Below are 13911 nucleotides of genomic sequence, written 5' to 3' on the forward strand. Positions count from 1 at the left end.
AGGCCATGGAGCTCGTGGGGATGACGGCTCCCGGCGGCGCGGTCACCAAACATCATCAGCCGGAGCTTCCGGTGACTTCGTCCTGCCCTTCATCACCGTGAGCGAGAACACGATGAATCCATCCCCCCTCCCCTCCCCTTCCCCGGAGTCAGTGGCCGAGGACTTCGTCTCGGCCGACCCCCGGTGGTACAAGCGCGCGGTCTTCTACGAGGTGCTGGTCCGCGGGTTCAAGGACTCCAACGGCGACGGCACGGGTGATCTGCGCGGCCTCATCGAGAAGCTGGACTACGTCCAGTGGCTCGGCGTCGACTGCCTGTGGCTGCTTCCGCTGTACGAGTCTCCCCTGCGTGACGGCGGTTACGACATCTCCGACTACATGAAGATCCTGCCGGACTTCGGCGATCTCGGAGACTTCGTGGAGCTGATCGAGTCGGCGCACCGGCGGGGCCTGCGCATCATCACCGACCTGGTGATGAACCACACCAGCGACAAGCACCCCTGGTTCCAGGCGTCCCGGCACGACCCCGAGGGCCCGTACGGCGACTTCTACGTCTGGTCCGATCATCCGACCGGGTATCCCGACGCGCCGATCATCTTCGTCGGCGCCGAGGAGTCCAACTGGACCTATGACCCGGTCCGCAAGCAGTACTACTGGCACCGCTTCTTCCACCACCAGCCGGATCTGAACTACGAGAACCCGGCGGTCCAGGAGGCCATGCTGGAGGTCCTGCGTTTCTGGCTGGACCTGGGCATCGACGGCTTCCGTCTCGACGCGGTGCCCTACCTCTTCGAGCGCGAGGGCACCGACTGCTCCGGCCTGCCGGAGACCCACGCCTACCTGAAGAAGGTCCGCGCCGAGGTCGACCGCCTCTACCCCGACCGGGTGCTGCTGGCCGAGGCCAACGGCTGGCCCGAGGACGTGGTCGAGTACTTCGGAGATCCCGCGGCCGGCGGCGACGAGTGCCACATGGCCTTCCACTTCCCGCTCATGCCGCGCATCTTCATGGGCGTGCGGCGGGGCAGCCGCGAGCCGATCTCCGAGATCATGTCGCGGACCCCGAAGCTCCCCGAGAGCGGCCAGTGGGGCATCTTCCTCCGTAACCACGACGAGCTGACGCTTGAGACGGTCACCGAGGAGGAGCGCGACTACATGCACTCCGAGTACGCCAAGGACCCGCGCATGCGAGCCTACCTCGGCATCCGGCGCCGCCTCGCCCCGCTGCTGGAGAACGACCGCGACCAGATCGAGCTGTTCACCGCACTGCTGCTCTCGCTGCCCGGCTCCCCGGTCATGTACTACGGCGACGAGATCGGCATGGGTGACAACATCTGGCTGGAGGACCGCGACGCGGTCCGCACCCCGATGCAGTGGAGCCCCGACCGCAACGCGGGCTTCTCCACGGCCGATCCCGGACGCCTCTACCTGCCCGCCGTGATGGACCCGATCTACGGCTACCAGGCGGTCAACGTGGAGGCGCAGCAGCGGAACCCCGCCTCGCTGCTCCACTTCACCAGGAACATGCTGGCGATCCGCCGGGAACACCCGGTCTTCGGCACCGGCGTCTACAACGAGCTGTGGTCCAGCAACCCGGCGGTGCTCAGCTTCGTCCGTGAGGACGGGGACGATCTGATGCTCTGCGTCAACAACCTGTCGAAGTATCCGCAGCCGGTCGAGCTCGACCTGTGCCGCTTCGCGGGGATGACCCCCGTCGAGGCCAGGGGCGGGGTGCACTTCCCCTCGGTGGGCACCCTGCCGTACCTGCTGACCCTGCCGGGTCACGGCTTCTACTGGTTCTCGCTCAGGCCCTGAGAACGGCTTTCGAGGGTAGCCCCGGGACACGTGTTCCGAGGCTACCTGGCCGTTACCGGGACCTGGGCGCGGGCCGCGCGGGCCGCCGGGATCAGCGTCACCAGCAGGGCGGACCCGACCGCGACGAGCACCGCGACGGCGAGCGTCAACGCCGAGGGCGTACGGCCGATGCCGGCACCGACGCCGCTGGTGTGGCCCTGCAGGTCGATCAGCCCACTGACCAGCGAGGCCCCCGCCGCGGCGCCCGCGACCACGCCCAGCACGATCAGCAGGCCGGTCCCGGTGACCAGGGTGGCGGCCACCTGTCTGGGCGTGAGGCCCATGGCCTTGAGCACCGCGAGGTCCAAGGCGTGGTCGCGCAGGCCCAGGGCACCGGCCGTGAGGAGGTTGGCCAGGCCCAGCAGGGCGAGCACGCCGATCAGCGCCACGATCACCACCCGGATGATCGCGAGCCGCTCCGCCGGATTGACCACCCGGTGCACCTCAAGGGTCTCTCCCGAGGCGGCCAGCAGCCGTGCCCGGACCTCGGCCGGGTCCGCCCCCTGCCTGAGCACCAGGCTGTAGAACTGCGGCGGCTCCGCGTCCTTGGCCGCGAGACTGTCGATGCCGAAGGAGAGCACCTCTCCGTCCTGGTCGGGCTCCACCACCCGGCCCACCAGGTGCACGATCAGCGGGGTGCCGCCCACGGTCAGCCGGACCCGGTCGCCGATCCTCACCCTCAGCAGGTCGAGCAGCCCCTGCCCGGCGACCGCCTCTCCCCTGGCGGCGTACATCCGGCCCTCGACCACCGAGAACGGGTACGGCTCGGCCGAGGTACCCGCGGCGCGGGCCAGCACGCTCCTGGTCTGCTCGGGCTCCAGGGCGAGCACCTCGGCGCCGGGATAGGCGGCCAGCACCTCGGGGTCGGCCCTGGCGATCCTGAGGGCCTCGTCGGCGGGGAGGTTGTCCGGGCGCACCGTGAGCGCCGCCGCCTGGCCCACCCGCTCGGGGTGGCGGCGGAAGTCCTCCAGGGTGGCCCAGCAGCCGAGCCCGATGGTGATCATCATCATCGGGATCGCGACGCCGAAGATGCTCAGGAACGCCGGGCCCCGCCTGGTGAAGGCGTCGCGGGTGCCCAGGACCAGGGCGGGCGGCAGCCGCAGCAGGAGCGCCAGCCTCGCCAGCCTCGACAGGTGCCCCCGGGGCGGCGCCGCAGGGGCCGCGGGGATGGGAGGGGTGCGCCCGCCGCGCCAGGCCGGCAGGGCCACCGCCACGCAGACCACCACGGCGGTGCCACCGGCTATGGCGAGCAGCGGGACCGGCGAGAGCGGCAGGATCGGCACCCCGTCCAGGACGAACGAGGCGGCGACCTGACCGCAGAGGAGTCCGATGACGATGCCGAGCAGCCCGAGCGCGCCGTGCTCGGCCATGAGCACCGCGAAGACCTGGCCCCGGGTGTAGCCGAGGGACTTGAGGGTGGCGATGTCGCGGGTCTGGGCCAGCACCCGGCCGCCCACCGCGTTGGCGATGGCGAGCGCGGCGGCCACCAGCCCGGTGATGCCGAACAGCGCGAGCAGCAGGCCGAGCAGCCGGTTGTCCAGCTCCATCGAGGCCCGGACCTCGCGCCAGGTGGACATCCGCTGGATCTTCCCCTCCAGGAGGGTGACGGCACCGTGGGCGGCGGGCAGCGTGGCCTCGCCGTCGGCCAGGCGCAGCCCGGTGACCGACTCGCTGCGGCCCAGCGCGGGCTCGACCCGCGCCAGGACGGGCCCGAGCGTCCAGGCCAGGCCGGGCGTCCACTCGGGGTAGAAGCCCTGGTCGGCGCTGTCGGCCAGGCCGACCACGATGAGCGGGTGGGTGGCGCCGTTGAGCCCCGTCACCGGGAAGGGGCCGCCCACCCTCAGGTCGAGCGCCCTGGCGAAGGAGCGCTCGACGACCACTCCGTCGGTGTCGCCGGGGCGGAGCGGGCGCCCCTCCCGGATCAGGGGGACCGCGACCCTCGGCGGCGTCGCGGACATCTCGCGCAGCGCCACCGGCGACTTCTTCCCGTCCAGGGTGAGCGTGACCGGGGCCGACCGGTAGGGGCCGGCCACCTGGACCACGCCGGGGAGTCTCGACAGCGCGGCCACCTCGGGGGCGTCCCTGGTGTGTATCCACACGTGCGCTCCCCTGGACTCGGCGAACAGGCCGCGCCACGGGTTGGTGCCGTCCTCAAGCAGGGTCGCGGAGGTGATCAGCGCCGTGACGATCCCGGCCACGGCCAGCACCGTCAGCAGCGCCTGTGCCCTGCGCGCCCGCAGGTCGGCCCGGATCCACCGGTAGGAGGCGCGGACGGTGCTCATCGCGACGCGCCGGCCGGGGAGGCCGCGAACCCGGCGGGCCGCGAGAGCGCGGGCCGGACGGTCCCCGCGGGCAGGATCCGGGGAGAGGGGGGGGCGCATCGGTCAGCCTCTCAGTTCGACGACGTCGCCCGCGCTGCCCTTGGGACGGCGGCGGACCAGGCCGGCGCCGCCGTCGTCGACGACCTGACCGTCCAGGAGGGAGACCACCCGGTCGGCCAGGCTCGCCACCCGGGCGTCGTGGGTGACCATGATGACGGTCTGGCCCTCGCGGTGGACCTCGCCGAGCAGGCGCAGGACGTCGCGGGTGTTGCGGCTGTCGAGGTTGCCCGTGGGCTCGTCCGCGAGCAGCAGGCTCGGCTTGTTGGCCAGCGCGCGGGCCAGCGCGACCCGCTGCTGCTCGCCTCCGGCGAGCTGGGCGGGCGCGGCGTCGGCGCGAGCGGTCAGGCCGAGCTCGCCGAGAAGGTACTCGCGGCGCCGGCGGGCCTCGCGCGCGCTGACCCCGGCCAGCAGCGCGGGCAGCTCGACGTTGTCGGCCACGGTCATGTTGGCGACGAGGTTGAAGAACTGGAAGACGAAGCCGATCTTCCGGCGGCGGAGCAGCGCCCAGGCGCTCTCGTTCAGCGTGTCGGCCCGCTGCCCGTCGAGCCAGATCTCGCCGCTGGTCCTGGCCTCAAGACCGCCGATCATGTGGACCAGCGTGGATTTGCCCGACCCGGACGGCCCCATGACCGCCACGAACTCCCCCGCGCTCACCCGCAGGTCGACCCCCCGCACGGCGGGCACCGGCACCCCGCCGTCCTGGTAGATCTTGACAAGGTTGACTGTGTCGACCACGGGAGAAATCAACTCAGGTCCTCCTGGCAGCGTTCGAGCCAGTCGAGGTCGGCCTGGAGGTGCAGCATGGCCCCCTCGACCAGCAGGAGCGCGACCCGATTGCCCGGATCGGTCTGCTGCGCGAGTTCGTTGAGGTCACGCATGAGTCCGAGGTAGTGACGGCGCTGGCGGTTGATCATCGCCATCCTGTCGGCGATGCCGGTCATCGGGGCCAGCACGAGTTTCATGAAGAACTCGTCCCGGACCCGGGGCCCCTCGGTGGGCTCGTCCACCCACGTGTCGAGGATCTCGCGGCCCGCGGCCGTCAGGTAGTAGACCTTCTTGTTCGGCCGGTTGGACTGCTCGACGTCCACGGCGCGCACCAGACCGTCCTTCTCCAGACGGCCGAGCGTAACGTAGATCTGCCCGATGTTCGGTGAAGGGTAGGCGCTACCGAAGATCTGTTCAAGCGCCTGTTTGAGCTCGTAGCCGTGGGCAGGTTCCTTCGCGAGGAGCGCCAGCAGCATCAGCCGCACGCCCCACCTCCTCGGAAAGCTCGTTACGTGAGCGTTACGTGTTCATCCGTTGACGATGATGTTATCGCTATGCATAACATGCATGCATCTACCTAACGCGTATGTAAACAGCTGGAAATCAGGAGGAAACGGTGCGCCGACTCATCCCCATCGCGCTCGCCGTGCTTCTCCTGGCGGGGTGCTCGGCTGCCGGCACGCGGGAGACCGAGCGGTTCGGTGGAACCGGCCCGTTCACCCTCGTCATCGGCCGCGACACGACGGCGTACCTGCAACCGCTGCTGGACCGGTGGAACCAGACACATCCCCAGGAGCGGGTGAGCCTGCTCGAACTCCCCGAGGCGGCCGACGAGCAGCGCGCCCAGATGGTCGCCAACCTGCAGGCCAAGAGCGACCGCTACGACGTGCTGGCACTGGACGTGGTCCGGACCGCGGAGTTCGCCGATGCCGGCTGGATCCTGCCACTGGAGCGCACGATGTTCCCGCTCGACCGGTTCCTACCGCCGGTCGTCGACACGGCGGTCTACCAGGGCAAGCTCTGGGCCGTGCCGTACACCAGCAACGCGGGGCTGCTCTACTACCGCAAGGACCTGCTGGCCAAGCAGGGTTTCAAACCGCCGAAGACCTGGGAGGAACTCCGCACGCAGGCGCGCACCCTGCACGAGAGGTACGACATCGGCGGCTACGCGGGCCAGTTCCTGGCCTACGAGGGCCTGACCGTCAACTTCACCGAGGCCGTGCAGTCGGCGGGCGGGCAGATCCTCAGCCCGGACGGCACCGAGGTGACCATGGACGTGGCCAAGGCGAAGGCCGGCCTGGACTTCCTGGTGGACGGGTTCCGGGAGGGGTGGATCCCGCCCGAGTCGCTCTCCTTCAAGGAGGAGGAGTCGCGGCTGGCCTTCCAGGAGGGCAGGCTGGCCTTCGCCCGCAACTGGCCGCACGCGTACGGGCCGGCCACCCTCTCGTCCATCGCCGACAGGTTCGGGGTCACCAGGCTTCCCGGGCTGAGCGGCCCGGGAACCGGCTCGCTGGGCGGCTACAACCTCGCGGTGAGCGCCTTCTCCAAGCGGCAGAAGTCGGCCGTCGAGTTCATCCGCTACTTCACCGGCCTGGAGAACCAGCGGCGGGTACTCACCGACGGCTCGTTCCCGCCCGTGTGGGCCGAGCTGTACGACGACCCCGCCCTGATCAAGCGTTTCCCCTACCTGCCGGTCCTGAAGCAGAGCATCCTCTCCGCCCGCCCCAGGCCCGCCAGCGCCAACTACAACCAGCTGAGCCTGGTGATCGCCAGCGCGGTCTCCAACGCGCTCACCCCGCCCTTCGAGGAGGCCGGCGACGACGTTGTCGCCTCCATGAAAGGCCAGCTCGTCGAGATCATCCGGGCTCAATGACGCCGGCCCCCCGGCAGGAGCCGCCATCCCCATCTCGACCACTTGCACGTCCCCATACATCCCCTGTCTCCAAGCCACGACATATCAGGAGGTCTGTTCAGCATGCGCAGAACCATTGCAGCGGTGACCACGGCGGGACTCGCCCTGGCACTCGCCGCGTGCAGCGGCGAGTCGGCCGCTCCGGCACCGGCCGGGAGCGGTGGCGCGTCCGCACCCGCCGCCAAGACCCTCGAAGGGGTGTCCATCGAGGTCGCCGCCAAGTGGACCGGCCCCGAGCAGACCAACTTCCAGGAAGTGCTCAAGGCGTTCGAGGCGAAGACCGGCGCCAAGGTCACCTACGCCTCCACCGGCGAGGACACCGGCGCCTACCTCGGCCCCCGCATCCAGGGCGGCAACCCACCGGACATCGCGATCCTGCCCCAGCCGGGCCTGGTCAAGCAGTACGCGGACCAGAAGGCGCTCAAGCCGCTCACCGCCGAGGTCCTGAAGCAGATCGACGACAACTACACCCCGTACTGGAAGGAGCTCGGCTCCGCGGGCGGCCAGTCCTACGGCGTGCTGGTGAAGGCGGCTCACAAGTCGCTCATCTGGTACCGCGACCAGGCGTTCCAGGACGCGGGGGCGCAGCCTCCGGCCACCTGGGACGACCTGATCAAGACCGCCCAGACGATCGCCGACTCCGGCACCCCGCCGTTCTCCCTCTGCGGCGCCTCCGGCTGGACGCTGACCGACCTGTTCGAGAACGTCTACCTGTCCAGCGCGGGCCCGGAGAACTACACCAAGCTCTCCAACCACGAGATCCCGTGGACCGACCCCAGCGTGACCACCGCGCTGGAGAAGATCGGGCAGCTCGTCGGTAAAAAGGAGTTCCTGCTCGGCGGCTCCTCCGGCGCCCTGCAGACCGACTTCCCGACCTGCGTGACCCAGGTCTACGGCCAGGACAAGTCCGCCATGGTCATCGAGGCCGACTTCGTGGGCACCACCGCCGAGGAGTCGGGCGCCAAGCTGGGCGAGGAGGCCAAGTACTTCCCGTTCCCGAAGGCCGGTGACACCGAGCCGGTCGTGCTGGGCGGCGACATCGCGGTGGCGCTGAAGGACTCCGAGGGCGCGATGGCCCTGCTGGAGTTCCTCGCCTCCGCCGAGGGCGGCGAGGTCTGGGCGAAGCTTCCCGGCTACCTCTCGCCCAACCGCAACGTCTCGCCCGACAACTACCCCGCCGAGCTGACCAAGCAGCTCGCCCAGACGATCATCTCCGCCGGCGACGCGGTCCGCTACGACATGTCCGACCTGGCGCCGAGCGCCTTCGGCGGCACGGACGGCAAGGGTCAGTGGAAGCTCCTGCAGGACTTCGTCCGCGACCCCTCGGACGTCAAGGGCATCCAGGAGAAGCTCGAAGCCGAGGCCAAGAAAGCCTGGAAGTAAGGGAGAGAGGCCGTGACCGACCGGTTAGACGGCCCGCAGGGCCCGCACGGCGACGCCGCCGGCGGGTCCTCCCCCGGACCGAACGACACCCGGCGACCGGCGCCCGACGCCGGCGCCGGGGTCCGCACACCCCAACCCGCCGCTCCCGCCGGCCAGGCGCCGAAGCCCTCCGGCCCCTCCTGGACCATCGCGTCGGCGAAAAGGGCCACCCGGCTGGGACCGCCGCCGAGCATGGCGATCTGGTTCCTGCTGCCGGGGGCGCTCCTGCTCGGCGTGATGGTGATCTACCCGATCATCTACTCGATCTTCCGCAGCCTCTACGACGCCAACGGCGACGGTTTCGTCGGCGTGGGGAACTACGCCACGATCTTCAGCGACTCCGCCACCCTGGTCACGATCAGGAACAACCTGATCTGGGTGGTGGTGGCCCCGCTCCTGGTCACCGTGATGGGCCTGATCTTCGCGGTGCTCACCGAGCGGATCCGCTGGGCCACGGCTTTCAAGCTGATCGTGTTCATGCCGATGGCCGTCTCCCTGATGGCCTCGGGCGTCATCTTCCGCCTGGTGTACGAGCAGGACCCCGACCGGGGCGTGGCCAACGCCGTGATCACCTCGGTGACCGGCCTCTTCGGCTCCGATCAGGGCTACCCGGACGCCCGTCCCAGGGAGAACGACCAGGCACCGGTCATCGCCGCGCAGGGCGCGGTGCTGAGCAGGCAGGCCGCCGCTCCCGGACAGGCGGTGCTCGTCCCGCTGGTCGGCGTGAAGCCGGACTCCCTCGCCTCGGCCGCGTCGGCGAAGGCGGCCCAGCCGGGTCCCGGCGAACTGGCCGGGACGGTGTGGGTGGACTTCACCCAGGGCGGCGGCGGAGCGGTCAACCGGGTGGATCCGACGGAGAAGGGGCTGGTCGGGGTGACCGTGGAGGCGGTGCGGGACGGTGCCGTCAAGGCCACCGCCCGCACCGAGGCCGACGGCACCTTCCGCTTCACCGGCCTCGCTCCCGGTGACTACCAGGTGCGGCTGCCGCAGTCGAACTTCCAGGCGGCCTTCAACGGGATCCCCTGGCTGGGACCGGCCCTGATCACCCCGGCGATCATCGGGGCGTTCATCTGGGTCTGGGCCGGGTTCTCCATGGTGCTGATCGCGGCGGGCCTGTCGGCCATCCCGCGCGACGCGCTGGAGGCGGCCCGCATCGACGGCGCCACCGAGTGGCAGGTGTTCCGCAAGATCACCGTCCCGCTGCTCGCCCCGGTGCTGCTCGTCGTGTTCGTCACGATGATCATCAACACGTTGAAGGTCTTCGACCTGGTCTTCGTCATCGCGCCAGGATCGGTGCAGCCGCAGGCCAACGTGATCGCGCTGGAGATGTGGCGGGTCTCCTTCGGTGGCGGAGGCAACCAGGGACTGGGCAGCGCGCTCTCCATCTTCCTGCTGATCCTCGTGCTGCCCTTCATGATTCTCAACATCCGCCGGTTCAGGAGGGACAACCAGTGACCACCTCCACCCTCGGCGCTCCACCGCGCAGCGCGGCGGGCCGCGTCGTCGACCGGATCGGCGGCGGCCTGGTCCAGGCAGTGCTGGTGCTGATCGGCATCTTCTGGCTGGTCCCGACCCTCGGGCTGTTCGTGGTCTCGCTCCGTGAGGAGACGGCCAACAACTCCACCGGCTGGTGGACCGCTCTTGTCAAACCCGCCGAGTTCACCCTCAAGAGCTACACCGACCTGCTGGCGAGCGGGTTCACCGCGTCGTTCTGGAACACCGTGTTCATCACGGTGCCCGCGACGCTCCTGGTGATCGGCATCGCGGCCATGGCGGCGTACGCGTTCGCCTGGATGGAGTTTCCCGGCAGGGACGCGCTCTTCCTCGTGGTGGTCGGCCTGCTGGTGGTGCCGATCCAGATCGCGCTGATCCCGATCGCGAAGCTCTACGGCACGGTCGGCATCTTCGGCTCCATCGCGGGCGTGGTCCTGTTCCACGTCGCCTTCGGGCTTCCGTTCGCCATCTTCCTGCTCCGCAACTTCTTCGCGGGTATCCCCCGCTCGCTGCTTGAGGCGGCGCGCATGGACGGCGCCGGCGAGTGGAAGATCTTCTCGACCGTGGTGTTCCCGCTGGCCAAGCCCGCGGTCGCCTCGCTCGGCATCTTCCAGTTCCTCTGGGTCTGGAACGACCTGCTCGTCGCCCTGGTCTTCGCCAACACCGAGAACCAGCCGATGACCAAGGCGCTGCAATCCCAGATGCGGCAATTCGGGACCAACGTGGACATTCTTGCGCCAGGCGCTTTCCTGTCGCTGATCATCCCGTTGATCCTCTTCTTCGCCTTCCAGAGGTATTTCGTCCAGGGGATGATGGCCGGCTCGGTGAAGTAGAAACAGGGGCAGGCCCGGTGCGGCGCGCGCTGATTTCCGGCACGCGCCGTACCGGGCCTAAAACATCGATAGGGTCCTGCACATGGCCGCACGTCCCTTGAACGAAGTTGTGGAAGCCGGGTGGGCCAAGGCCCTGGAACCCGTCGCCGAGAAGATCGCCGAGATGGGCGAGTTCCTCCGGAGGGAAGTGGCGGAGGGCAGGCAGTACCTTCCGTCCGGGGCCGATGTGCTCCGCGCCTTCCAGCAGCCCTTTGACCAGGTCAAGGTGCTGATCGTGGGGCAGGATCCGTACCCCACGCCGGGTCATCCCATCGGTCTGAGCTTCTCCGTCGCCGCGGACGTACGCCCGATCCCGGCCAGCCTGCGCAACATCTACAAGGAGCTCACCGAGGATCTCGGACTGCCGATGCCGGGCAACGGCGACCTGACCCCCTGGACCGAACAGGGCGTGCTCCTGCTCAACCGGGTGCTCACCGTCATGCCGGGCAAGCCCGCCTCGCACCGGGGCAAGGGCTGGGAGGAGGTCACCGAGCAGGCCATCAAGGCCCTCGTCGCGCGCGAGCAGCCGATGGTGGCGATCCTGTGGGGGCGTGACGCCCGTAACCTGCGCCCGATGCTCGGCAAGGTCCCGGCCATCGAGTCGGCCCACCCCAGCCCCCTGTCGGCCCGCAGCGGCTTCTTCGGCTCCCGCCCGTTCAGCAAGACGAACGAGCTTCTCCAGCAGCAGGGCGCGCTCCCCGTGGAGTGGAAGCTCCCCTAGCCCGTCCCGCGGATCCTACGGCGAGGAGCAGCAGGCAAAAGATCCAACGGACAGGTCCCAGGCCCTGTCCGACCCTAACCAGGCACTAGGATTTCCACCATGAGTGATGAATCGGGCACCGAACGCTATCTGCGTCTGACTGTTGAGCTGACCGTGGAGGTGCAGGACATCGCCTCCCTGCAGGCCGCCGCGTTGAAGGAGATCAACCACCCTGACGCCGATTTGGACGACGACGAGCGCAAGGAGCAGGCCGAACTGGTCTCGGCCGACGAGACCGGCGCCACGGCGCTGCAGTGGCTGATCGAGCCGGATCACGTCCTGGGGTTGATCGAGCACGTCGAGCAGATCGAGCCCCGCGAGGCCGTGCTGGGCGTCGAGCCCTCCGACGGCCCCTCGGATGAGGACGAGGACGAGGACCACGAGCACGCCGGTCACGACCACCGGCACTGAGAGCGCCCCCGTAACCCCGCCGGTGGGCGGCCTTTCCGGCCGGAAAGGCCGCCCACCGGCGGGGTTTTCGGTACCGGAGCACTCAACTTCAGTTCACGGAGACGAGCGGCGCGGGGTAGCCGGGGAGGCCCGAGGGCAGTTTCCACGGCTCGTGGATCACCCGCTTCGGCAGGGCGGCGAGCTCGGGGACGTAGCGGCGGACGTACTCGCCGTCCGGGTCGTACCTCTTGGCCTGCCGGATGTGGTTGACGGGCCGGTTGGGCCGGGTGTCGTTGCCGGTCCCCGCGACCCACTGCCAGTTGCCGTAGTTGTTGGCCACGTCGCCGTCGAGCAGCCGCTCGAAGAAGTGGTCGGCCCCGACACGCCAGTCGATACGTCTCGTGTCCGGGCTCGGGTAGCCTGCCGGGGCTCAGGGCCCCGGGGACACGGACCATGCCGGGCGCCTTGAGCACCTCCCGGCGTGGTCGCCGGCTCCAGGCCCGCCAGTAGGGGGTGAAGACCCGGTAGTGGTCACCGCCGCCCGACGGCCTGAGCGCGTCCGGCGGCACGACCGTCAGGCCGGGAAAGGCGCGGAACTCCACCCCCGCGCGCTCGCACTCCGCCGCCAGGCGCCGTTGCCTGCGGTGCGCGAGGGCGCTGACGTCCATGGCGGCGTGGACCGCCCCGGCCCCCGACTCCCTCGCCAGGCGTATCGTCTCCGCGACCGGATCACCCCTGCGCACGACCAGCTCACCGCCCCGCTCACGGAGCGATCCGCGCAGGTCGGCGAGGCATTCGGCGAGAAATCCCAGACGGTTGCCAGCAGGTATGTCGGGGTCGATGACGAAGAGTGGTATGACATGGCGTGCGCGCTCGCACGCAGCGGCGAGCGCCGGGTGGTCGTGCACCCGGAGGTCGCGGCTGAACAAAACGATCACAGTATCGGTCACGTTTTCCTTTCGCCGGGTCACGCTCCGCCGGTTGCATCCGCCGGGGGCTCGGAACTCGAAGGAATGTCCAGGGAGCGACCGCTCATGTCGCCTGTCACGCTGGTAGGGCAGTAGCGGGCTTGAAATGGGATGATGGAAAAGCAGCGACAGGTGACCGCTGATGAGGAGCCGGGATACGGCATCGGCGCCGTCTCACGACGCCTCGGCGTGCCCGCCCCCACGCTGCGGACCTGGAACCTACGCTACGGCGTGGGCCCGAGCCGCCGGAGCCCCGGGGGGCATCGACGCTACGACACCCGCGACCTGTGGCGCCTGGAGGAGATGAACCGGCTCATCAGGAGCGGAGTTCCCCCCGCCGACGCGGCACGGGAGGTCCTGCGGGTCGAGGCCGTCCCATCGGCGGTTCCGGAGGTGCGCACCGAGGAGATCCCCTCCCCCCTGGCGGAGCGGCCCGGCATCCCCACGGCGGCGATGCTGGCGCGGGCGGCCATGACGCTGGACAGCCGAACCGTCTACGACTGGATGGAGGCGTCGCTGGCCAGGAACGGCGTACCGTGGACCTGGGAGCGGCTGGTGATGCCGGTCTTCGAGACGATCTGCGACCGCCAGGCCGAGAGCGGCGCGAGCGTCGAGATCGAGCACCTGTTCTCCGACCGGCTGCTGGCGGCGCTGATCCGGCTCACCGCACGCCCCGCCCGGCCGGTCAACACTCGCCCCGTGCTGCTCGCCTGCGCCGAGGACGAGCAGCACAGCCTGCCGATCTACGCACTGGCCGCCACGCTGACCACCGACCATCAGGTGGAGACCCGGGTGCTGGGCGCCAGGACCCCGTACCCGGCGCTGGCGGACGCGATGCGCCGGCTGGGCCCCTCGGTGGTCTTCGTCTGGTCCCAGCTGCCCGCCACCGGTGACCCTGCCCCTCTCGCGTCGCTGCCCGTGCTCCGTCCGCCGAGCCTGGTCGTCGCGGGCGGTATGGGCTGGCGGGAGGGGCTGCCGACATCGGTCCGCCACGTCACGTCGTTCCAGGACGCGCTCACCCGCGTCCTCACCGCCCTGGCCTAGGCACGGCCTTTACCTGCGGGCCGGATCCCCCTTCTCCCTCCCATTGATCGGCGT

11 protein-coding genes and 1 pseudogene are annotated in these 13911 nt (G+C 69.8%); 8 read left to right on the forward strand and 4 right to left on the reverse strand.

Going from position 1 to position 13911, the window contains the following annotated elements; genetic code table 11:
- Positions 1-112 precede the first annotated feature (112 nt).
- Entirely contained in the window at positions 113-1810 is a 1698-nt protein-coding gene (gene treS / locus OIE13_RS23655; protein WP_326830312.1) for a maltose alpha-D-glucosyltransferase, read from the forward strand.
- Between the two features lie 41 nt (positions 1811-1851).
- On the opposite strand, the gene OIE13_RS23660 is transcribed toward treS, so the two are convergent.
- The 3 genes from OIE13_RS23660 to OIE13_RS23670 form a co-directional block, all read right to left on the reverse strand.
- Positions 1852-4131: an ABC transporter permease gene (locus tag OIE13_RS23660; protein ID WP_326828766.1), complete on the reverse strand. Its 2280-nt coding sequence runs from the start codon at positions 4129-4131 to the stop codon at positions 1852-1854.
- Between the two features lie 102 nt (positions 4132-4233).
- Positions 4234-4974 (reverse strand): ABC transporter ATP-binding protein, encoded by a 741-nt coding sequence (locus tag OIE13_RS23665; RefSeq protein WP_442811740.1) that lies wholly within the window; start codon positions 4972-4974, stop codon positions 4234-4236.
- The gene (locus OIE13_RS23670; protein ID WP_326646980.1) at positions 4974-5471 is read right to left on the reverse strand and encodes a PadR family transcriptional regulator; all 498 of its coding nucleotides are present in this window, start codon (positions 5469-5471) and stop codon (positions 4974-4976) included. The genes OIE13_RS23665 and OIE13_RS23670 overlap by 1 nt, the downstream gene beginning before the upstream one ends.
- Before the next feature lie 140 nt (positions 5472-5611).
- Here OIE13_RS23670 and OIE13_RS23675 point away from each other — a divergent pair, with 140 nt between their 5' ends.
- The 6 genes from OIE13_RS23675 to OIE13_RS23700 all read left to right on the forward strand — a co-directional run bounded on the left by OIE13_RS23675 (position 5612) and on the right by OIE13_RS23700 (position 11866).
- On the forward strand, positions 5612-6868 hold the full coding sequence (locus OIE13_RS23675) for an ABC transporter substrate-binding protein (RefSeq protein WP_326828767.1): 1257 nt from the start codon (positions 5612-5614) through the stop codon (positions 6866-6868).
- Between the two features lie 102 nt (positions 6869-6970).
- Positions 6971-8290, forward strand: a complete 1320-nt coding sequence (locus OIE13_RS23680) for an ABC transporter substrate-binding protein (RefSeq protein WP_326828768.1) — start codon at positions 6971-6973, stop codon at positions 8288-8290.
- A 12-nt stretch (positions 8291-8302) separates the two neighbouring features.
- The gene (locus OIE13_RS23685; protein WP_326636450.1) at positions 8303-9784 is read left to right on the forward strand and encodes an ABC transporter permease subunit; all 1482 of its coding nucleotides are present in this window, start codon (positions 8303-8305) and stop codon (positions 9782-9784) included.
- The gene (locus OIE13_RS23690) at positions 9781-10656 is read left to right on the forward strand and encodes a carbohydrate ABC transporter permease (RefSeq protein ID WP_326636448.1); all 876 of its coding nucleotides are present in this window, start codon (positions 9781-9783) and stop codon (positions 10654-10656) included. The genes OIE13_RS23685 and OIE13_RS23690 overlap by 4 nt, the downstream gene beginning before the upstream one ends.
- Positions 10657-10738: 82 nt before the next feature.
- On the forward strand, positions 10739-11416 hold the full coding sequence (locus OIE13_RS23695) for a uracil-DNA glycosylase (protein ID WP_326636447.1): 678 nt from the start codon (positions 10739-10741) through the stop codon (positions 11414-11416).
- 99 nt (positions 11417-11515) lie between these two features.
- Positions 11516-11866 carry a hypothetical protein gene (locus OIE13_RS23700; RefSeq protein ID WP_326636445.1) on the forward strand — a complete coding sequence of 117 codons (351 nt, stop codon included), beginning with the start codon at positions 11516-11518 and terminating at the stop codon, positions 11864-11866.
- A gap of 88 nt (positions 11867-11954) precedes the next feature.
- Here the strand turns inward: OIE13_RS23700 and OIE13_RS23705 are convergent.
- A pseudogene (locus tag OIE13_RS23705) lies at positions 11955-12774 on the reverse strand (deoxyribodipyrimidine photo-lyase).
- 171 nt (positions 12775-12945) lie between these two features.
- On the opposite strand from OIE13_RS23705, the gene OIE13_RS23710 reads away from it, so the two are divergent.
- Complete coding sequence (locus OIE13_RS23710) at positions 12946-13857, forward strand: MerR family transcriptional regulator (RefSeq protein ID WP_326828769.1); 912 nt, start codon at positions 12946-12948, stop codon at positions 13855-13857.
- Positions 13858-13911 lie beyond the last annotated feature (54 nt).

It is taken from the genome of Streptosporangium sp. NBC_01810 (assembly GCF_035917355.1).
Taxonomy (GTDB): Bacteria; Actinomycetota; Actinomycetes; order Streptosporangiales; family Streptosporangiaceae; genus Streptosporangium.